Genomic DNA, 21955 nt, shown 5'->3' on the forward strand with positions numbered 1-21955 from the left:
GTTTCTCACTTAATTGTGTGGAATGAACATCGTCATTGCGAGCGACTAAAAGGAGCATGGCAATCTCAAGATGTTTAACTAGATTGCCGCGTTGCTTCGCTCCTCGCAATGACATTAAAATAACCTTATCCCAAAACGTAGATTTTTAAAACAAATTAATGTTGATCTGATAAAGGTTTTTGAAGATCGAGAAGCTTAGTTGCTATTTCCGCTTCACTTAAATTCGTAGCGTTAATAGCCGTTTCCGTAGCTATATTAATATAATTTGCCGTTACTTCGGTTACACCGCTGGAAATAAGATAAGTGTTTTCAGATTTATGCATATCATCTATATAAACCTGCACTAAACCGGCTTTCAAACTAACAATCATCGGAGCATGACTTGGCAGCACCCCAAACATACCTTCCTCACCCGGCATTGTTGCCATTTTAGCTTGCTTTTCAAATGCAATACTTAAAGGCGTAATTATTTTGACTAGAATTGTTTCGTTCATGGGTTAATTATATTTTTCGTCATTGCGAGGAAATTGCATAGCAATTGACGAAGCAATCTCAGGAGTTTGTTATTATTCCATGAGATTGTCACGCAGCCTACGGCTGCTCGCAATGACGATTGTGGTCACGTTTATCATTTCAACACCTTTGCCTTCTCAATAGCCTCTTCTATAGTTCCGACCATATAAAAAGCAGCTTCCGGTAAATCATCGTATTTACCCTCTACAAGTCCTTTAAAACCTGCTATAGTATCGGCTAGATTAACAAATTTGCCTTTGCTACCTGTAAATACTTCGGCAACATGGAAAGGCTGCGATAAGAAACGCTGTATTTTTCTAGCACGTGCCACGGTTAGTTTATCTTCTTCGGATAGCTCATCCATACCTAAAATAGCGATGATATCCTGCAATGATTTATAAGTTTGTAAAACCTGCTGCACTTGTCTTGCTATGCTATAATGTTCTTCACCGACAATCATCGGATCAAGTACCTGAGAATTACTATCTAACGGGTCAACTGCCGGATAAATCCCAAGCTCGGCTATCTGACGGCTAAGTACTGTTGTAGCATCTAAATGTATGAAAGAAGTAGCAGGAGCAGGATCAGTTAAATCATCCGCTGGTACATATATAGCCTGCACGGAAGTTATTGAGCCATGCTTAGTAGAGGTGATACGCTCTTGTAGTTCGCCCATATCGGTTGCAAGAGTAGGCTGATACCCTACCGCTGACGGAATCCTACCGAGTAACGCTGATACTTCAGAACCTGCTTGAGTAAAACGGAAAATATTATCTACAAAAAATAAAACATCTTGCCCCTCATTCATATCTCTAAAACTCTCTGCAATGGTCAGACCACTTAACGCAACTCTTGCCCTTGCTCCAGGCGACTCGTTCATTTGTCCATAAACAAGAGCCACTTTTGAATTTCCCGGTTTCTCAAGATCAATCACACCTGAGTCAATCATTTCATGGTAAAGATCATTACCCTCTCTAGTTCTCTCGCCGACTCCTGCAAATACGGTATAACCACCGTGTGCTTTAGCTACGTTATTAATAAGCTCCATAATTAACACGGTTTTACCGACTCCTGCACCGCCGAATAATCCTATCTTACCGCCTTTAGTATAAGGAGCAAGTAAATCAACAACTTTAATACCGGTTACTAATATATTACGCTCGGTTGACTGATTGGTAAAATCAGGAGCAGGCTTATATATAGAAGAAATATTTGAGCTTTTAATGTCTCCTTTACCGTCAATTGGCTCACCTATAACATTCATAATACGCCCAAGCGTCTCAGTACCTACAGGAATACGAATAGGACTACCTGTATCTATTACTTCTACGCCCCGCACTAACCCTTCCGTAGAATCCATAGCAATACAACGCACCGTATCATCACCTATATGTTGTGCTACTTCCAGCACTATCCTTTGTTTATCGTTATAGCACTCTAGAGCATTTAAAATTTCCGGTAACTCACCGTTATTCGTAAATTTTACATCCACCACTGCTGAAATAATCTGAGTAATTTTCCCGATATTCTGTGTCATTATTTTTTCTGTTAAGATAATGTTCTTATAAAAAATGTCATTGTGAGAAGAAACTGAAAGTTTCGACAACGCAATCTCAGAATATTTGATGAGATTGCCACGCAGCCTACGGCTGCTCGCAATGACGGTAACTAAACCGCTTCTGAGCCGGCTATAATCTCTATCAACTCCGTAGTAATAATAGCTTGTCTTGATCTATTCAACTTTAAAACTAACTTGCTTATTAAATTATTAGCATTATTTGTTGCATTTTCCATAGCGGTCATTCTAGCCCCCTCCTCACTTGCTCTACTTTGTAGTAAAGCATAATTTATTTGGGAATTCACATATAAATTAATTAGATTAGAAATTAGATTCTCCCCCTCATACTCAAAATGATTATTTTCTACTGCAGAATCATCTTGATATTTTTCTACCGGTAAAATCTGTTGTCTAGTCATAATTTGAGTCATTGCGTTTTTAAATTTATTAAAATATATAACACAATTACTAACTTCTAAATTCGCAACTAGCGACATAATTTTTTGTTTTACTTGTAGCATCAGATTTTCATCATAAATTTTGGGTAACTCAAAATAACTATCAATATAATTTACATATTGCCTTTTTAGTGCTTCGTAACCTTTTTTTCCAATAATGATAAGTTTTATTTGTTCGCCTTTATTTTCTAACTCTTTAATATCATTCTTAACTTGCTTAATTATACTGTAATTAAACGTTCCGCATAAACCACGCTGTGATGTCATAACTATCAATAAATTTGCTTTATTCGGCATGGTATTAAAAAATTTCTGCTCTTCTATAGATAACTCACACATATCAATTGATAATATAGCAGACATCATTTTACTAATAGCCTTAATATAAAAATTTGAATTGGCTATTTGACTTTTTATTTTTGCCATTTTAGAAGCTGATACTAGTTGCATTGCTCTAGTAATCTTTTGTGTAGATTCAACGCTTTTAATTCTAGTTCTTAACTGCTTTAAATTTGACATACTTATTTAGTATTTTTATGTCATTGCGAGGAGCGGAGCGACGCGGCAATCTAATCAAATATCCTGAGATTGCCACGCTCCTTTTAATCGCTCGCAATGACGATTTGGTATCCACGCAAAAACAACATCATCATGATTTAACAAAATCCTTAACAAAATTTTCTAAAAATGCTTTTAGTTTCTGCTCGGTTTCTTCGGTTATACATTGCTCATTTTTTATTGATTCCAAAATATCTTTTTTATTTAACCTTATCTCCGTAAGCATTTTATCTTCAAATTCTTTTACTTTCTGAAGCGGTACATCATTTAAATATTTCTTAGTTCCGACATAAATACTTACTATTTGTTCTTCTACCGGAAAAGGATGATATTGAGCTTGTTTTAATATCTCAACTAATCTTTTACCGTGATCGATTTTTGCTTTAGTGGCAGGGTCTAGATCTGATCCAAATTGCGAGAAAGACTCAAGCTCTCTAAATTGAGCAAGTTCTAGCTTTACCGAACCTGCTACCTGCTTCATAGCCTTTATTTGTGCTGCAGAACCAACTCGGCTTACCGAAATACCGACATTAACGGCAGGTCTTACGCCTTTATAAAATAGCTCGCTTTCTAAGAAAATTTGACCGTCGGTAATTGAAATAACATTTGTTGGGATATATGCGGATATGTCACCTGCTTGCGTCTCGATTATAGGAAGAGCAGTAAGTGAACCGCTGCCTTTTGCCTCTGACATTTTAGCAGCACGCTCAAGCAACCTTGAATGCAGGTAGAACACGTCACCAGGATATGCTTCTCGCCCGGGAGATCTTCTAAGTAATAATGAGATTTGTCTATATGCGACAGCATGCTTACTTAAATCATCATAAATAATAAGTGCGTGCATGCCGTTATCACGAAAATATTCGCCCATGCTACAGGCAGAATAAGGGGCAATGAATTGAAGAGCCGCAGCTTCCGAAGCAGTAGCCGAAACAACGATTGTATAGTCCATGGCTCCGGCATCTTCTAGTTTTTTTACTATCTGTGCAACACTTGATCTTTTCTGCCCTATAGCTACATAAATACAATAAATTTTATCACTTTCATTAGTAAGTGAGTGGGCTTGTTTTTGATTGATAATAGTATCGACGGCTATAGCCGTTTTTCCGGTTTGCCTATCACCGATTATTAACTCTCTTTGCCCTCTACCTATTGGGATTAACGAATCTATAGCCTTTATTCCGGTTTGCACGGGTTTGCTAACACTTGTTCTTTCTATTATTCCCGGAGCCTTCATCTCGATATGTCTGTACTCTTTACTTGCAATATCGCCTTTGCTGTCAATAGGATTACCTAGAGCATCAACAACGCGACCAAGCAAAGCTTTTCCTACCGGTACTTCTAAAACTTCTTTAGTTCTTTTGACATTATCGCCTTGCTGTACTTGGTTATCATTCCCCATAATTACAGCACCGACGCTATCATTTTCCAAATTTAAAACAAGACCCTTAACACCGGATTTAAATTCTATCACTTCACCGGATTTTACATTAGCAAGACCGTAAATTTTGGCTATACCGTCACCGACGGTTATTACTTGCCCTACTTCCTCAAGCTCACTTAAGCAATTAATATTAGCTATTTCCTTTTGTAATATTTCAGCTACTTCAATAGGCTTTAGTTTCATGTGGTTTACGTCTCCTAATTTTCTTGTCATTGCGAACGAGCGAAGCGAGTGCAGCAATCTCAGGAATTTAGTACTGCTTCATGAGATTGCCACGTCAAGGCTTCGCCTTTCCTCGCAATGACGATATAAATATCTATACAGCAACCCTAACTTTTTTAAAGCTTTCGTTATTTTATCTAAACTACCTTTTATTGAGCAATCTTGCAACATACTATCATATTTAATTACAATACCGCCAATAATAGTACTATCTATATCAAATAATATTTCTGTTTTTTGATTTAATTCTTTTTCTATACGAGATTTAATCCACTCCTGCTCTTTAGGTTGTAACTTATTTGCAGAAATAACCTGAACTATCTTTATATTTTTACTTTCATATAGTAAAGTATTATAAGCATCTACTATATTAGATAAAATAGCAGTACGAGAATTTTTTACCAATAACAATAAAAAATTTTGTACTATTGTGCTAATTTTGATATTTTTTGCTAACGAATTGACTGCGTTCATTTTGTCGTTCTTATTCACTATAGGAGAAAATAAGAACTCTCTAATATCAAAATTATCGGTAATTATACGATTTATAGAGGTAATTTCTTCAAAGATCTTATCTTGTATATTATCAATCATAGCGTTATTAAATAACGCTACTGCATAATTCTCGATTAAATTACCTTTGTTCATTTTTTTAATTATATTTAAATATGTATTGCTCTATCATAAGCAGCGAGTACTGATTCATGCATCATTTCCGATAAAGTCGGATGCGGGAAGATAGTGTTAATTAAATCTAACTCCGTTCCTTCTAAATTTTTTGAAACCGCATATCCTTGTATTAATTCAGTTACTTCTGAGCCTATCATATGAGCTCCGAGCAATTCACCCGTCTTAGCATCAAATATAGTTTTAATTAAGCCATCACTATCACCGCTTACTAAAGCTTTGCCATTAGCTATAAAAGGGAATCTGCCTATTTTAAGCTCATAACCTAAGGCTTTTGCTGCTTCTTCAGTCAAACCGACACTTGCTATTTGCGGCGAAGAATAAGTGCAGCCGGGAATATTATGTTTATTAATAGCATGCGGTTTTAAGCCCGCGATGTTTTCCGCTGCAATAATACCTTCATGGCTTGCTTTATGAGCTAAACAAGGCACTCCTGCTACATCGCCTATAGCATAAATTTCTGATTCCGCAGTTTGCATTAATCCGTTAGTAGTTATATAGCCGTTTTCTACTTTAATTTTTGTTTTCTCGAGTCCTAAATTTTTGGTATTCGCCATAATACCTACTGCCATAAGCAAGATTTCAGCTTGTAATTTTTGTGTTTTACCGGATAACTCTAGCTCAACTTCTATTGTATCTTTTGATTTTGTTTGCTTAATTAATTTAGCATTTGTAATAATTTTTATTCCCTTTTTCTCAAAATTCTTATGAGCGATTCCGGCAATTTCCGTATCTTCGGCAGACAATATTCTAGTATGAGCTTCGATTACGGTAACATCCACACCGATACTATTATAAAACGAAGCGAATTCTATACCTATTGCACCTGAACCTACGATAATCATAGATTTCGGCACATGCTGCGGTATCATAGCTTCTTTAGAAGTCCAAATATGTTTACCGTCAGGCTCAAAGCCTTTTAAAATCCTAGATCTTGCTCCGGTAGCTATAATAATATTATCTGCTTTTACTGTAGGTTTATCATTTATACTTATTACCTTATTTGCTTCAAGTGTTGCTATCCCATCTATCACGGTAACTTTGTTTTTTTTCAATAGTAACTTAACACCGCCTGCAAGCTTATTTGAAATCTCTCTTGAACGCTCAACTATTTTCTTAATATTAACTTCTGCAACACCAGCATCAATTCCATAATCTTTAGCATGTTTTATATATTCAAAAACCTCAGCAGATTTAAGCAGGGATTTAGTCGGTATACATCCCCAATTAAGACACATCCCTCCTAAATGTTCTTTTTCTATTAATACAACTTTTTTCTTTAATTGTGCTGCTCTAATTGCTGCAACATATCCACCTGGACCACCGCCTATAACGGCTACATCGTATTGTTCCATTTTATTTTTATTTTGTTAGTTTTGTTATTCGATGTCATCCCGTGGACAAGCCACGGGATCCAGTAATTTAAGTTCTTAAAATTAAAAGCTCGATATATCTCGCTTTACGCTGGATTCCCGCCTTCACGGGAATGACATTTATATAGCATTTAGTAGACGAAGTTTAATTTGGAAAAGAGCAAGGCGTTTTATATTTTTTGACCGCAGCGTACATACTAGTACGTGAGGATCAAAAAATATAAAACAACAACGCCAATTTTTCAAATTAAACGAGTATACTGCTTTTTAGCATCCATCTATTCTTTTCATGCACTTTAATCCGTCCAATAATCATATCGGCTGTACCCTCGTCGCTCTCTGCTTGTGCTGCTTTGAGTCCCTTATATAACGTATCTCTAATAATATCTTGATCTTTTGTTAGACTTTTAAGCATTTCATCTGCTGTTGCGTTCGGATTTGCCTCATCTATAGATGCAAGTTTTATTAAATCTGATAATGCGGGGACTTTAGCACTTAAACTTCTTATTCTTTCGGCAAGTTCATCTAAGCTTTCAGCTAAATCTTCATACTGCCCCTCAAATAATAAATGTAGACTTCTAAACTCTGCTCCTTCTACATTCCAATGATAATTCTGTGTTTTAAAATATAAAGCATAGCTATCTGCTAAAATTTGCTCTAAAGCTTTTACTACTTGCATAACATCCTCAAAATTTATGAACTTTTTGACTTTATAATATTTCTTTAAATACTTCAAGAGATAACAAAATTTATAATCCAGCATTACCTAGAAAGAGTAGATATCGTCATTGCGAGGATGCATTGTTGCGTGGACCGGTCAAATCCACTGTGTCATCCCGTGGGGGGGGAGGATGACAACGGAAAATCGATCCACGCAACAATACCTTGCGAGGAGCGAAGCGACGTGGCAATCTTGTCAAGTATCCTGAGATTGCTTCGTCAATTACTTTGTAATTTCCTTGCAATGACATAAAAATTTCATTTTTTTATTAATTCCTTTAGCTTTTCTTTCGCTGCTTCTTTAGAGCGTCGTCCTGCATAAGAATCATAAGTTTTATTATCTTCAATAAAATGTATAAAGAAAACTGTTCTGTCATTTTTTTGTAACCAACCTACAAACCACCCAATTTGTTTATCTTTTAACTTTATGGTTCTATCTTGGCTAAGTTGATTACCGCTGCCTGTTTTACCGCAAAGCTTCCAACCATCTACAAAATCTTCAATAAACAAAATATTTTTAGTCATTTCTTAGGCTTTAACACTTACCGGCAATTTATTCTCTGCTAATTTTTGAAGAAAAGTTAATTGTTCTTCCGGTGAAATTTCTAAAGAACTAGAAAGCCATGTATTAGTTAAACCGTTATTCTTGCCTTTATCTCCTGAAATATCATGATTACCATAATCAAATTTTATTACATAATCACGGAATTTTTCAATACCTAATTCTTTGGTAATAACCTGAGAATACCAAACACAGCTATTCTTCATCCAATCTTTAGGTGTTTGGGATTGTTTCCAAACTTCAAGATAGTCAGCATATCCTTCTTTAAAAGGTAATTTTGGATGAGTTGCATCAATTAAAAACCCATCATCATAACCCATTAAACTTATAGCAATTTTAAATGTTGAGCATGAAGCATAACGAGACTCGCAATTACCTTCCCGTTTAATAAATTTATCATTTTCTTTAACTAAAAAACAATCCGCTTTAATTATAAAAGGTATAGTAAGTGATATTAGGGCAGTTAGATATAAAATAATTTTTTTCATATAATTAAAACTCCAAATAAATTAAGTAGGTAGACGAAGTTTAATTTGGAAAAGAGCAAGGCGTTCATATTTTTTGACCGCAGCGTACATACGAGTACGTGAGGAGTAAAAAATATAAAACAACGACGCCAATTTTTCAAATTAAACGAGTATATTTAATAAATTTCTTGAGACTGATCCTCCTTACTCGGTACATAATCAAAAATATCATTATTATCGTGATTATCAATCATATCTTCATTCTCAAGCATCTGAAAATTATTGACTTTAAATGCTTCTATCACGCTACCGTTTGGCGTAATTTTACCGGTCACTCTATCTACTGCTAATAATTTTATTGAATCAGGGACTTTGAAAGGCAACGACGGTTCATCCTTATAAGCATTACTCATAAAATCAATAAAAATCGGCAATACTACGTTTGAACCTGTTGCTCTTTTTCCAAGCTCTTTCGGTGTATCATAGCCAACATAACTACCTACTACTATTTTGGGTGTAAAGCCTACAAACCATGTATCTTTACTATCGTTACTAGTACCGGTTTTTCCGCCGATAATTTTCCCTAACTTCTTCGCAGCATAACCGGTTCCTCTATCTATTGCTCCTGTTAAAAACGAAGTAATTTGATAATCACTAGCTTCATCCGTAACTCTATAGATATCTTCTTTCGGTATTTCTAATATTGCGGTATCTAAATTGCTATCCGAAACATTACAAGAAAGACATTCTCTATCATCTCGCCTATAAATAATTTTACCGTTATGGTCTTTAATTAATTCTACAAAATGAGGCTCAACTTTTTTACCGCCGTTAGCAATAATTGCATAAGCATTAGTCATTCTGCTAAGTGTGGTTTCAATTGAACCAAGTACCATAGAATAAACTTTTTTCGGTTCATTATTAATACTAAATCGCTTAATTATATCAACGATTTTTGTAAGTCCTACGGCAGTTGCTACTCTTACGGTTATAAGATTACGAGATTTTTCAAGCCCGGTACGCATAGTGATTTCACCTAAAAACTTACCCTCATAATTTTTAGGACGCCAACTAGGCATACCCGGACCTTGCGAAATCTCAATAGGTCCATCGTTAAAAATCTGATTCGGCTTAACACCGTTTTCAAGAGCTGCTAAATAAACAAAGGTTTTGCTTAAAGAACCGGGTTGACGAAGTGCCTGTGTTACTCTATCAAATTTACTTGTGGAAAAATCATAACCGCCAACACTTGCAAGTACCTGTCCGGTATTTGGGTTCATAACCATAATAGCCCCGTTTACTTCAGGGATCTGACGAAGAGCATAGCCGTCTTTTATAGACTCAACTACTATCACGTCACCTTTTTTAAGCAAAGCCTTAACTGATTTAAGGTTACTTCTTGCCCATTTCATTTTAGAAATAGGAATTTTAGATTTGCTGCCGTCTATAAGTCCAATCTCTGCATGGTTGTCGGCCACATCTAGAACTACGGCTAATTTATACTCTAAAAGAGACTGAGGCGTAGGTAATTTTTGTAGCTCTTCTTGCCAATTATCAAGAGGAATATTAGCAATAGGTTTTCTAAAACCACGCTTTCTATCAAACTCCCTAAGTCCTTTTCTTAGAGAGTTTTCAGCTAATTGCTGCATCTTTGCATCTAAAGAAGTAATAATAGTAAGACCTCCGGTATAAAATTCCTCTTTGCTATTTAGCATCTTAATTACCTCTTCTCGAACCTGCTCGGCATAATAATCAGCCGTAACAGTTTCTTCTTTAGCTCGTTTACGTAACACTATCGGGCTATCCATAGCTTCTTTCGCAGCATCTCTTGTTATATAACCATCTTCAAACATACGTGCTATTACATAATCACGACGAGCTTTTACTCTAGCGTAGTTTCTTTCTGGATTAAGTTCGGAAGGGGCTTTAGGCAGTGCCGCAATAAAAGCTGATTCTGCAATGGTAAGTTCCTCTACGGATTTATTAAAATAATTTTGTGCAGCTGCTGCAACGCCGTATGCACCGCGACCAAAGAATGTTTGATTAAGATATAATTCTAAGATTTGATCCTTAGTAAATACTCTTGAAACCATATAAGAAAGAATCGCTTCTTTAATCTTACGTTCAAGAGAAACCTCGTTAGTTAGCAGAAAATTTTTAACCACTTGCTGAGTAATGGTAGAGGCTCCTTCCATACGCCTATGATGTAAATAATTAGATATATTTAAAAATGCCGCTCTAACTATTCCAAGCAAATCGACGCCAGGGTGGTTATAGAAATTCTTATCCTCAGCTGCAATAAAACTTTCTATTAGCGAACTCGGTACGCTATTAATCGGTACAAATACACGACGTTCAAAAGCATACTCCTCCATTAGTTTGCCGTCATGGGCATAAATACGCGTTACCGACGGGGGATAATAACGTGCAAGCTGTGAGTAATCAGGTAAATCACGTGAATAGTGATATATTATATACCCCACAATCGCACAACCTATTAGAATAAGCACGGCAAAAATTTTTAAACAAAAAAGAAGAGATTTATACATGACTTATAATATTTCGCCGGTTAAACTATTAAGTGAAGCCTTAGTAATTTTTACATCAATGATTTTACCAAGTAAAGATTTATTAGGGTTTTGGATATATACAGACTGCATGTATGGAGTTTTACCTATTATTTGATCGTCGAATTTACCATCGCGATCAAATAGAACTTTCATAGTACTACCAATACAACTTTCATTAAAAGCTAGTTGCTGAGCCATGAGTTCTTTTTGCAATATAGTTAATCTCTCTGATTTCATGTGTTCCGGAACTTGATCCATTCTAGTTGCTCCTGGCGTGCCAGGACGAGGACTATATTTAAACGAATAGCACTGACCGTATTTTACTCGGCGGACCAAATCTAAAGTATCCTCAAAATCTTCATCTGTTTCACCGGGAAACCCGACAATAAAATCAGAAGATAACACTATATCGGGTCTTGCTTCTCTTAAGCGATTAATTATATCAAAATAATAATCCCGATCATGTTTGCGGTTCATGGCTTTTAATATTTTATTTGAACCTGATTGCACCGGAAGATGTAAAAACGGCATTAATTTGGGTTCAGTGCCATGCAGTTTTATTAGATCATCTGTCATATCTATCGGGTGTGACGTAGTATAACGTAATCTCTCTAAATTTGGAATTTGTGCTAGATGTTTGAGTAAATCGGCAAAACTGGATATCTTGTTATCTAAGCCCTTACCGTGATATGCATTGACATTTTGTCCAAGCAGCATAATTTCTTTAGCACCACTGCTAACTGCTTTTAATGCTTCTCTATAGACCTGCTCTACATTCCTTGAAAATTCAGTACCTCTAGTATAAGGTACTACGCAGAAAGTGCAAAATTTATCGCACCCCTCTTGTACCGATATAAAGGCACTTGCTCCCTGCGGATATAATTGCTCCGGCAACTGATCAAATTTTGCTTCTTCAACAAAATCAAGATCGATTAAATGTTTTTCGTGTCTGACGACTTTAGAGATTAATTCCGGTAGATTATAATAAGATTGAGGACCGACAACAATATCAACATAAGGAGTTCTTGTAAAAATTTCCTCCCCTTCCGCCTGTGCAACACAACCGGCTACAACTATTATGGCAGAGTTTAAGCCTTGTTTTTTTCTCGTATCTTGTAGTTTCTTAATACGACCGAGTTCAGAATAAGTTTTCTCGGCTGCTTTCTCTCTAATATGACAGGTATTTAGAATAATAACATCCGCATCCTCAATATTTTCCGTGGGCTCATAGCCAAAGGGATAAAGCAAATCCTGCATCTTAATGGAGTCGTAAACATTCATCTGACATCCATAGGTCTTAATATAAAGCTTCTTACTCATAAAATTTTTAATATTATAAAAAGTTTTATATTATACTATATTTAAATAATTTTATCAAATTTTAAATAAACTAAAAACGCTATCCATCTGCTCTTCTTAACTTAATTAATTCATCTACTAGAGAAATTTTTCTCCTGTAGTATTCATATAATCTTGGACTTTTGCTTGTAATCTTGCTAAAGCTTGATTTGGAGTAGTAATACAAATTTTTTATGAGCCCTATCTTTTATTTTCTTTTTTGCCAATTATTAATATTTTATGATGAATATCATTTCTTTACCTCATTTTTAAAATATTGTCAAATAAGGATAAAAATACCATTTTAGAAAAAAGCAATATATTATTTTTTATTTATAAATTCAGTTAAGCTTTAAACTAATATCTTGACGTATTAATTTTATCCATGTAAATTTAATATCCAATGTTAAATTTACATGGATAATGATTGAGCGTTTTTTAGCAAAAGATATTAAATCTTTTTTAAATGAGTTTTCAGCGGTAGCTATTTTAGGACCAAGACAAGTAGGTAAAACTACTTTGGCAAAAGAAATAGCAGAACAAATATCTCCTACACCTTTATATTTAGACTTAGAGAAGCCTTCAGATTTGGCAAAATTATCTGATCCTGAACTTTACTTTCAAACTCATTCTAACTATTTAGTGATTATTGATGAAATTCAAAGAATGCCGCAGCTTTTTCAAGTTTTACGTAGCGTTATTGATGAAAGACGTCAGCAGGGGCAAAAAGTTAAACAATTCTTACTTCTTGGTTCTGCCTCTAAAGAATTATTAAAACATTCTTCGGAATCTTTAGCAGGTCGTATAATTTATACTCAGCTTTATGGTTTTAATATTCAAGAAGTTAGAAAAGCCGGATATATTGATAATAATTTATTATGGCTTAGAGGTAATTTTCCCGATAGCTTTCTCAGTGCTTCGGATAATAGCAGTATGAATTGGCGGCAATCTTTTATCATGACTTATTTAGAACGTGAAATACCTCAGCTTGGCTATAATATATCTACAGAAATTTTACGTAGAACATGGACTATATTCGCTCATTGCCAAGGCGACTTATTAAATGCTAGCAAAATAGCGGCAAGCCTTGGTATATCAGTACCTACTATAATGAGATATATCGATCTATTTGAGGATTTATTCCTTATAAGATTGCTAAGGCCTTGGTCTAGTAATGTAAAGAAACGATTAGTCAAAGCCCCCAAACTATACATTCGCGATAGCGGTATCCTACATGCATTATTAAATATTAAATCTTATGATGAACTACTTGGACATTATATTCTCGGAGGGAGCTTTGAAGGATTTGTAATAGAAAATATTTTATCTATAGTTAAAAATCAAATGAATAGTTGGTTTTATAGAACCGCCGGAGGGGCTGAGGTAGATTTAATACTAGAATCAAGCATAAATAATCTTACAGCCATTGAGATTAAAAGATCACTTACTCCTTCCATATCAAAAGGTTTCTATAATGCATTGCAAGACTTAAAACCAAAGAAAGCTTATATAGTATACCCGGGAAAGGATAAATATTACCTTAATTCACAAGTTGAAGTAGTTCCTTTGCATTATCTTCTTAATCTATTAAAAACAGAGTTACAATAGTGTCATAATTTAGGCTTTGTTGTATGGATCGGCTTACCCGTCATTGCGAGGAAATTGCATAGCAATTGACGAAGCAATCCAGTAAAAAATGCTACAAATTAGCATTTTTTTAATTATTTTCTGGATTGCCATGCGATCAAGGATCACTTGCAATGACGACTCGGTATCCACGCGGGCAATGCTGAGCTAAGAATGACACTAAACCCCTACCGATTAATTCTTGCTAGGCAGATTCTTTCGGTGATTTCTTTTAATTTTTCTATTCGCTCTATTAAATAAAGCAGCTGTTCTTTTGTAATTTTATAATTTTTATCATATCTTGCATCAACATAAGCTTTTTCAAGAAGCTCAAAACATTTCTTTTGTGCTTCGGTTAATTGAGGAAACACAGTCCATAATTCATTATCATAATTTCCTACCATGCTACCTAATTTTTGTAAATTATGTAATTTAGGTTTGTAATTAGAAAAAACTAATAAAATAGCACTATATAAACTTTCCGTAGCTTGGTGTAACAAGAAAGCAGTAACGGCATATCGATCTTTTTTTAAATAGTAAGCTACTCCATCTAGAAAGTCTTTACCTTTATCAAACCATTCTTCAAAATAATCTTTAGCGATTTCTTTCACTTCACTCCAAGGTAAATCTTTAGCCTCACTAAGTGTAAATTCACCGCTATCTATATATAAAGAATACCCTCTTTTTTGATATTGGTGAAAAAATAACGTCCTTTTTTTAACTGCCTATTTACTTCATCTATTGACTCAAGAATTATCGATATTAATGCATCATACGGGATAATTTGTTTAGGATTTATTACTCCTTTCTTTTCTAACCTCTTATATATTTTATCTTCCAACCTTAAAGTAGCATACCCTTTATATTTACCTTTTTTCAGAATTATCAAAATATCAGTATCGCTATGATAGCCGTTAGGTAGATCACATACCCAATCGCCTCTAGCAAAAGAGCCGTACAAGATAATCATAGCGATTTTATCCTGTACAATATCTAAAATCTGCTGCACTATAAAATTAAGCTTAGCTTGGATTTTTAGAGAACACTCGGGTAAAGTGGTTTTCATTTAAATATTTAATTTTTTTTATTTCCGCTTGTAATGTTTTTATTTCTTCTATTATAAGCTTAGTATATCGTGCTATTTTCTCTATAGGTTTGTTCTCTATTAGCATTTCTTTTGCTGTTTCAATTTTTGCCTCAGTTTTACCTTCGGCTTTACCCTTAACTTCGCCCTCTTTAAACTTTGCTTCAAATTTTGTCTATTTCTTGTTGTATAGCCATTTCTGCCCTAAAATAATCATCATGCTCCCTTTCTGTCCATTTATATTGCTCTAAACTTGCATATGCCGATAACACAATTTCATTTTTAATTTCTTTTGGCGGTTCTTGTTCTTGCGGAGCATATTTTAATAAATGCAACCATTCATCGATATCATCTTTAAGATCATTTTTTTTAAATTTTCCTAGTTCAATAAATACATAAGTTAATGAAAACAAATATTATTTATGGGTATCGCTTTCTTTTATATGATGATAGCTAATATACGGCAATTCATCAGGCAAAGCTTTTGTTCCTATAATAGCAATTTATTACTACTGGCAATAAATCCTTATGCTTCCCTTTGTAATTTGATTAACGTAGGTATAGCAACCGTAAAGCTGTGTTCTATTAAGATAATCTTTCTCCATTTTACGCTGCATTTCGATTATATACCATCTACCGATTTCATCTTTAACTTTTAGATCGAATAAACTTCTTTTTCCTTCAAGAAATAAAGGTAACTGTTCAGTAGTTATATAAGTTAAATCTACAATTTTATCTCCTTTCGTAATTTAAGGATAGCATTAAGTAAATCTATTAGTTTCACTTTATCGCTAAATAATTTTTTAAATGCGACATCATTTGTACCGTCTGAATATCTTTAGTAAGTTTTCATACATAGTAAATTAACCTTAGTAGTAAATAGCTTTATTATTAAATATTTGATTAATACCTATCATTATTATCATATACTCCCCAAATTGCTTTCTTTGAGATCCATCCCGTATAGTCTTTACATATAATTTGACAGAACTGTTCTTTACATTTTTTTAAACCACAACGAACTTTTGGCATTAATTTTGCTATAACTCGGCTTTTAGGACCTGCGGATTTGGTAAGTTCTATTGCCTTATCAGAGGTAATAACCACTGATCTTTTACCTGATAAAACGCTTGAATGTATCCAACCACCCTCACCGTTAATGTCACGTACTTGTCGCCATTGTTCGTACTCTGCAATTATTTCTACCGGTTCTCCTTTTTTAATAAAAACCCATTCTACGGCAGATTTAGTGGTTGGTCCGCTCCTTGCATTTACTTCATTAGATTTTATTGAAACAAATCTCGGAATAGGCAATTTTTTATTATCGGCGTTAATTGTTGTTGATAATATTACAATAATTAAAGTAATAAGAATTTTAATCATTATCTTCCGCTTCAGATAAAGCATCCTCTTTTTTTGCTATTATATAATTACCAAGCCTAAATTGTACTTTTATTCTATTAATTTCCTGCTCGCTAATACCTATATTTTTTAGGACTGTTCCACCGATTTGTAATCCAGTCTCATAACTTTCCGGAATAATAGTTGTGGCACCTAAATCATAAAATTCTCTAGCATTTTTTAAATTTTTTAACTTAACGACAACCGGTATATCCTGATAATTACCGCTAATTGTTTTAAGCGATTTTTTGATAGTTACTTGATTATTCATAGTAAGTATTATAGCGAATGCTCTTTCCGTACCTAATGCCTTTAGAGTATCGGCTTGCGATACATCACCTTTAAAAACCGGTAAACCATTTGATAGCTCTTCTTTGACTCTATCATCATCTAAATCAAGTATTACGTAACTTATACCTTCCGCTTCCAAAACTCTTGCTACCATTTTACCGGTATTACCGAGTCCGGCAATAATAATATGGTTTGTTAAATCTCTTGCACCAAGCTCAATCATTTGAGTCGGAGTTTTACCGAGTCCTTTATCAACTTTCTCGGCAATCTTTTTCCCTAAAGCTGCGAGTAATGGAGTAAGTGCCATAGTAAAAGTAACTACGAGTAATAATATATCGGCAGTACTTTCTTCCAATACTCCGCTATCTTTACCTAAACTGAATAATATAAAACCAAACTCTCCGCCTTGCGATAATAATAAGCCTGAATAAAAAGCAACTCCTTTATTAAAACCGAATAACATACAAAAAGCTGTTATGATTAAGGTTTTTATACCTATTAAAGCAATAGATAAAGTAAGAATATGAGATATTTTTTCATACATTTCTAGTGCGTCGATATTCATACCGACGGTCATGAAAAACAATCCTAAAAATAAACTTTTGAAAGGATAAATACTTTCTTCCGCTTGCAATCTAAATTCAGTTTCCGCAACTAATACTCCGGCAACAAATGCTCCTAGAGCTAAAGATAAACCAAATGTTTCGGTAGCCCAAGCAGCAGAAAGTACTATTAACAAAGTCATCGAAATAGGTAACTCGCTTGCATTATTACTTTCTGATGAAATGAATGAAAATACAGGACGAAGAAAAACACGACCGACAATAAATATTGTAAGTAAGGCCGTTACGGCTTTTAAGAGTGCAATACCAAGAGCAACTGCAAGCGAGGCTTTATTGTTACCGGCAAGTAACGGAACTATCACAAGCAATGGCACTACGGCCAAATCTTGCAGTAACAGAATAGCTAAAGAAATTCTTCCTATTTGTGTCGATTGGCTACGATTTTCTTCAATAACCTGCATAACAAGTGCCGTAGATGAAAGAGCAAGGCCGCCGCCGGTAATAATAGCCGCACTACTATTACCGTCTATAAGTACCATTGCACCGGCAATTACTATAGCAGTCGTTAAAACTTGCAAACTACCGAGACCAAAGACATATCGTCTCATAGCTTTTAATCGCTCGAAGGATAACTCAAGACCTATTGCAAATAATAGAAATACTACACCAAGTTCACCTAGTAACTTAGTTTGGTCATATGTTACGATTTTTAAACCGTGATCACCTATTGCAGCTCCCGCAATTAAGTAACCAAGTACCGGACTTAATCTAAGACGCTTAAGTATAGCCACGATAAAAACCGCAGTGCCGAGTAAAATTATAACGTTAATAAGAATATGATCGTTCATCTTTTCCAAATTTCTTCTAGCTTAAAATGCTCCCGTACTTCAGGATAAAAAATATTAATTAAAATAGTACCTGCATCTATTAGTACCCATTCTGATTGACCAAGCCCCTCAATATTACTATTTATACCGGCATTATTTTTTAATTCTAAAGCTATATATTCAGCAATTGCTCCAACATTTTTAGTCGAACGACCGCTAGCAAATATAATATAATCGGCTAATTTATGTTTTCCTGTTAAATCAATTACCTCAATATCTTCTGCTTTTTTCTCACTCAAACATTTTAAGATAAATAATTTTAATTCTTCAGCTTCTTTTTTCATAATAATTAATAAATGACATAATAATATTAATTAATTATATGCATAAGAGTAGAGTTTATCAATGAATGTTTAAAATTCTATAATAAAAATTCATATAAAGCTTTAATTTAACCAAAAAAACTTTAATTAATATTTTAGGCTTTTATATCTAAAAAGTGATAAAATAATGGCAATATCTGCAGAAGAGTTAGAAAAAATACTTAAGGAATCCTTTCCAAACAGTATAATAAAAATTACTGATTTAGTAGGAGATCAAGACCATTATGCATTAGAAATATCAGATGATCTAATGGACTTTCTTTAATTAATCAGCATAAATTAGTAAAAAACGCCCTGTCTGAAATATTAAATAAAAAACTATAACGATTCCTCAAAAATAATTACAAATACTAATATAATAAATCCTGCACAAATTCAACTTATTATTTAATTTTCAAGCTAGCAACTCTTCTAGTCTTTATATTTTTACTCTTCTTTATTATAAATTATTTTGATTGTCCTAAGTCTATGGGGATTTTGCGTGACACTTCATTATTGTCTTTTGAATATATAAGGAGTAAAAATAAATTTTACTCCTTATTAATTTATGTAGATTTACTCTTCAAGTTGTTTTTCTATCCATCTCTTATGTTTTTGTTCATCTAAAAGACCTTGTTTTAAGGTTTTTGATGCATCATGCCATTTATTATTATACTCATTTAATCTTTCATAAGCAGTATTAGTATCTTCTTCATTTGTATGCATAGCATATAATATAGCTTTATCATCAACTAAATCAGCAAGTATCACTCTTTACCTTTTGTTAGCCATTGCTTACTGCTCGGTCCTTTTACTGTTTTCTCGTTATGTTTTGATAAAAGTTCATTTAACTCTTTTACATGTCTTTCATGATCTGTTTTAAATGTTTCCAACTGTTTTTTATAGTCCTTATTAGTTAATTCTATTAATAGCAGTTTTATATGCTTCGATAGCATCGTAATCAAGCTCTATAAGTTCTTTTATTGCATCGGCAAAATTATTTTGGGTTCCTACTAAAGTTGTCATGTTAGCCTCCTTAATTTTTGGTTGCAATTATAAGCCTACTCCTTAAATTTTTTCAGGTCAAGGTTAAAAAAACAACAATAAAAATAAATTTTTTATAAGTAAACAGTAATTAACTCTATTGTTAAGAATAATAGTTTAATTTAGATTGACTTACCATATAAATTTTTCTATCATTATATATAGAGCTACTGAAAACGAAAAAAGTGGTTCTGTATTATTAACTAACCCGAATATTTAGGAGGGAACTATGACTAATAATAACAAAGGCTTCGCCTCTAGGGACAAAGAACAAGTAAGAGAAATAGCTGCTAAAGGAGGGCATGCTTCTCATAAAGGTAGCCATTAGGATAATAGATAGAAAATATTAAATAGCGAGCTATTCAGGATAGGAACTTATCCTGAATAGTGATAAGGTAATCAAGGAAATTATTAAGCTTCGTCTTTGATTATAAAATTTACTACTCAGTTAAGGATAGGAATTTTATAGTTCTTATCCTTAACTGATGCAGGTTTTTAGAAGTTTACTTTAAGTCTTAGCGTACCGGATTGAGCATGGTATTTTTTAGCTAAGTTCAGCCCATAATGCACTCCATACTCCATTCTGCCTTTCTTAAGTACTACCCCTGCTCCTAAATCATACAGCATTTTAGTAGGTTTAGGCGTCGGTACCGGTAAAGGCTCATTAAGACCGTTAAGATCTGCAACGATTGCCGGTGTTTTACCTTTAAAGTCGTAATTAATAAAAGCATGGACTTGCGGTTTAATTATAAATTCATCCTTATAGAAGGTTGTTGTAATTTCACCGCCGAGTATACCCTCAACCTTATTATATTGACGCTTCTGAATAGTTAGGTTTTGGAAAGAAGTACCGTATTCCTGATAACTGGAATCTTTAATCTTAGTAAGTCTGAGTCCTGCCATCGGTACAAATGAAGTTTCTTTCCATAGATAATTATAACCCCCAACTACTTGACCACTATAAGAAGTTGAATGATACTTACCGTGTGCTGTTTCATAACCGCCTATAATATTACGTAGTTCATTAGTTTTAATATCGCTTCGTGAATAGGTAGTTACGCCTTCTACAAACCAGTTATTTATAAAGTTATATAAACCGTATATAGAACCCATATTAGTTCCGACCTTAGTAGTATTGCCGGCTTTGGCATTTTGGTAACATAACTTCGTATCGATTCTAGTATAAGCAGCACCAAGAACTATATTATCGTTTATAACGGTATCGACCCCGATTGAGCCACCGGTAGATTTAGCTTTATAACCGCTAAGTCCGTTAAAGGCTTTTTGTACCGCTTTGCTGTAATATAGGCTAACCCATACTCCGTAAACGGAATTATTAGCGTTACCTTCATCAAGTTCACAGTCACCACCTCCCCCCCTCCGACAGCTGCACCTCTCTTACGTGAGGTAGCATCTTCTGCTGCAGGATTTGCACCCATCCTCTGCAGCGTCTTTAAGAGTCTTAAGTCTCTTACCTACTTCTTGAGTACCGGTGTTTGTATTATCATGTGCAGCATTAAAGCCGTCATTCGCGTTAGAACGACTTATTCCGCTACCTGTACCTGAAGAATTATCTCGGCCACTACCTATAGCAGGCATACCGCTATCGGAACTGCCTCCCATACCGTTACTATTTTATTAGCAGGAGCAACACCTGTTGCTGTAGGATTACCGCTATTACCGTATGGACTGCTTCCACCGTTGGTAACACCACCGTTAGAGCCTGCACCACCCATAGCTTGAGCCACCTGTGCCTACACTACTGCCTGATACCGGACCATTATAGCTTGTGCCGCCTGTACCGATATTGCCTTCTGTAGCGCTACCCGTGCCGGGACCGTTAGGACCAAAGCCACCTTCCGCCTGTAATCGGAGTATTATATCCTGCCGGATTGCTAGGCGTTACGTCGTAGCCGCCCGGAATGGTAGGCGGAACATATATATTGTTAACTACACTACCGCTAGTTGGTGGCGGCTGTAAAGGGGGCCAAAACCTCCAACACTTGGACCGACGAAGGGACCCATAGGAGTAATAAGCGGGGTAGTTATTCTATGCGTTCCAATTGAAGGACGCTCGATTATAGGTAATAAGTGTTTAATTACTTCACCCCTTTGATCTATCGGCGTATTTACTAAAACATTTACAACTTTTGCCGCATCACTGCCCGGAGGAGCTTTTATTATCTTACCTATAATATTATCAACAACATTATCTCCGGTTAGCTCTATAGGTAGAGGTAGAAGTACAAACGAACCGTTCGTAATTTGCCATCTGACAAAACCACCT

At 34.7% G+C, this 21955-nt stretch carries 20 protein-coding genes and 4 pseudogenes; 3 read left to right on the plus strand and 21 right to left on the minus strand.

The window, feature by feature from the left end; translation table 11 throughout:
* Nucleotides 1-155: 155 nt before the first annotated feature.
* From AB1146_RS01820 to miaB, 10 genes and pseudogenes are all read right to left on the minus strand, one after another.
* Nucleotides 156-494 carry a F0F1 ATP synthase subunit epsilon gene (locus AB1146_RS01820; RefSeq protein WP_010421109.1) on the minus strand — a complete coding sequence of 113 codons (339 nt, stop codon included), beginning with the start codon at nt 492-494 and terminating at the stop codon, nt 156-158.
* A 134-nt stretch (nt 495-628) separates the two neighbouring features.
* Complete coding sequence (gene atpD, locus AB1146_RS01825; RefSeq protein WP_010421107.1) at nt 629-2050, minus strand: F0F1 ATP synthase subunit beta; 1422 nt, start codon at nt 2048-2050, stop codon at nt 629-631.
* Between the two features lie 131 nt (nt 2051-2181).
* A complete protein-coding gene (atpG, locus tag AB1146_RS01830; protein WP_010421105.1) occupies nt 2182-3048 on the minus strand; it encodes an ATP synthase F1 subunit gamma in 867 nt (288 codons plus the stop codon).
* A gap of 130 nt (nt 3049-3178) precedes the next feature.
* Entirely contained in the window at nt 3179-4714 is a 1536-nt protein-coding gene (gene atpA, locus AB1146_RS01835) for a F0F1 ATP synthase subunit alpha (RefSeq protein ID WP_010421103.1), read from the minus strand.
* A gap of 78 nt (nt 4715-4792) precedes the next feature.
* Nucleotides 4793-5401 (minus strand): ATP synthase F1 subunit delta, encoded by a 609-nt coding sequence (gene atpH, locus AB1146_RS01840; RefSeq protein WP_010421101.1) that lies wholly within the window; start codon nt 5399-5401, stop codon nt 4793-4795.
* 14 nt (nt 5402-5415) lie between these two features.
* Nucleotides 5416-6795 carry a dihydrolipoyl dehydrogenase gene (lpdA, locus tag AB1146_RS01845; RefSeq protein ID WP_010421098.1) on the minus strand — a complete coding sequence of 460 codons (1380 nt, stop codon included), beginning with the start codon at nt 6793-6795 and terminating at the stop codon, nt 5416-5418.
* A 265-nt stretch (nt 6796-7060) separates the two neighbouring features.
* The gene (locus tag AB1146_RS01850; RefSeq protein WP_010421096.1) at nt 7061-7492 is read right to left on the minus strand and encodes a Dps family protein; all 432 of its coding nucleotides are present in this window, start codon (nt 7490-7492) and stop codon (nt 7061-7063) included.
* A 299-nt stretch (nt 7493-7791) separates the two neighbouring features.
* Nucleotides 7792-8583, minus strand: a pseudogene (gene blaOXA / locus AB1146_RS01855) (class D beta-lactamase).
* A 155-nt stretch (nt 8584-8738) separates the two neighbouring features.
* A complete protein-coding gene (locus AB1146_RS01860) occupies nt 8739-11111 on the minus strand; it encodes a penicillin-binding protein 1A (RefSeq protein WP_010421090.1) in 2373 nt (790 codons plus the stop codon).
* Between the two features lie 3 nt (nt 11112-11114).
* The gene (gene miaB, locus AB1146_RS01865) at nt 11115-12452 is read right to left on the minus strand and encodes a tRNA (N6-isopentenyl adenosine(37)-C2)-methylthiotransferase MiaB (RefSeq protein WP_010421087.1); all 1338 of its coding nucleotides are present in this window, start codon (nt 12450-12452) and stop codon (nt 11115-11117) included.
* 441 nt (nt 12453-12893) lie between these two features.
* Here miaB and AB1146_RS01870 point away from each other — a divergent pair, with 441 nt between their 5' ends.
* Nucleotides 12894-14078 (plus strand): ATP-binding protein, encoded by a 1185-nt coding sequence (locus AB1146_RS01870; RefSeq protein WP_010421085.1) that lies wholly within the window; start codon nt 12894-12896, stop codon nt 14076-14078.
* 206 nt (nt 14079-14284) lie between these two features.
* On the opposite strand, the gene AB1146_RS01875 is transcribed toward AB1146_RS01870, so the two are convergent.
* From AB1146_RS01875 to rsfS, 6 genes and pseudogenes are all read right to left on the minus strand, one after another.
* The gene (locus tag AB1146_RS01875; protein WP_232203655.1) at nt 14285-14707 is read right to left on the minus strand and encodes a HEPN domain-containing protein; all 423 of its coding nucleotides are present in this window, start codon (nt 14705-14707) and stop codon (nt 14285-14287) included.
* 50 nt (nt 14708-14757) lie between these two features.
* Nucleotides 14758-15162: a nucleotidyltransferase domain-containing protein gene (locus tag AB1146_RS01880; protein WP_198005265.1), complete on the minus strand. Its 405-nt coding sequence runs from the start codon at nt 15160-15162 to the stop codon at nt 14758-14760.
* Between the two features lie 182 nt (nt 15163-15344).
* Nucleotides 15345-15929: pseudogene (locus tag AB1146_RS01885) on the minus strand (PD-(D/E)XK nuclease family transposase).
* A 154-nt stretch (nt 15930-16083) separates the two neighbouring features.
* Complete coding sequence (locus AB1146_RS01890) at nt 16084-16563, minus strand: SH3 domain-containing protein (protein WP_010421079.1); 480 nt, start codon at nt 16561-16563, stop codon at nt 16084-16086.
* A complete protein-coding gene (locus AB1146_RS01895) occupies nt 16556-18283 on the minus strand; it encodes a monovalent cation:proton antiporter-2 (CPA2) family protein (RefSeq protein WP_010421076.1) in 1728 nt (575 codons plus the stop codon). The genes AB1146_RS01890 and AB1146_RS01895 overlap by 8 nt, the downstream gene beginning before the upstream one ends.
* Nucleotides 18280-18606 carry a ribosome silencing factor gene (gene rsfS / locus AB1146_RS01900; protein WP_010421074.1) on the minus strand — a complete coding sequence of 109 codons (327 nt, stop codon included), beginning with the start codon at nt 18604-18606 and terminating at the stop codon, nt 18280-18282. The genes AB1146_RS01895 and rsfS overlap by 4 nt, the downstream gene beginning before the upstream one ends.
* A gap of 166 nt (nt 18607-18772) precedes the next feature.
* Here rsfS and AB1146_RS01905 point away from each other — a divergent pair.
* Nucleotides 18773-18969: pseudogene (locus AB1146_RS01905) on the plus strand (BolA family transcriptional regulator).
* A 231-nt stretch (nt 18970-19200) separates the two neighbouring features.
* Here the strand turns inward: AB1146_RS01905 and AB1146_RS01910 are convergent.
* Nucleotides 19201-19395, minus strand: coding sequence for a hypothetical protein (locus AB1146_RS01910; protein ID WP_010421069.1), 195 nt, complete (start codon nt 19393-19395; stop codon nt 19201-19203).
* Nucleotides 19392-19517, minus strand: coding sequence for a hypothetical protein (locus AB1146_RS01915; protein ID WP_269572112.1), 126 nt, complete (start codon nt 19515-19517; stop codon nt 19392-19394). The genes AB1146_RS01910 and AB1146_RS01915 overlap by 4 nt, the downstream gene beginning before the upstream one ends.
* 380 nt (nt 19518-19897) lie before the next feature.
* Here AB1146_RS01915 and AB1146_RS01920 point away from each other — a divergent pair, with 380 nt between their 5' ends.
* Nucleotides 19898-19996 (plus strand): KGG domain-containing protein, encoded by a 99-nt coding sequence (locus AB1146_RS01920; RefSeq protein ID WP_010421067.1) that lies wholly within the window; start codon nt 19898-19900, stop codon nt 19994-19996.
* Nucleotides 19997-20163: 167 nt separating this feature from the next.
* On the opposite strand, the pseudogene AB1146_RS01925 reads toward AB1146_RS01920, so the two are convergent.
* The 3 genes and pseudogenes from AB1146_RS01925 to AB1146_RS01935 all read right to left on the minus strand — a co-directional run.
* Nucleotides 20164-20952 (minus strand): annotated as a pseudogene (locus AB1146_RS01925) (autotransporter outer membrane beta-barrel domain-containing protein); the annotation flags it as partial.
* Between the two features lie 114 nt (nt 20953-21066).
* Nucleotides 21067-21291 (minus strand): hypothetical protein, encoded by a 225-nt coding sequence (locus AB1146_RS01930; RefSeq protein WP_010421063.1) that lies wholly within the window; start codon nt 21289-21291, stop codon nt 21067-21069.
* Nucleotides 21255-21416, minus strand: coding sequence for a hypothetical protein (locus AB1146_RS01935; protein ID WP_156790170.1), 162 nt, complete (start codon nt 21414-21416; stop codon nt 21255-21257). Before AB1146_RS01935 ends, AB1146_RS01930 begins: the two co-directional genes overlap by 37 nt.
* Between the last annotated feature and the right edge of the window lie 539 nt (nt 21417-21955).

The sequence above is a fragment of the Rickettsia helvetica genome, from assembly GCF_963970025.1.
GTDB lineage: Bacteria > Pseudomonadota > Alphaproteobacteria > Rickettsiales > Rickettsiaceae > Rickettsia > Rickettsia helvetica.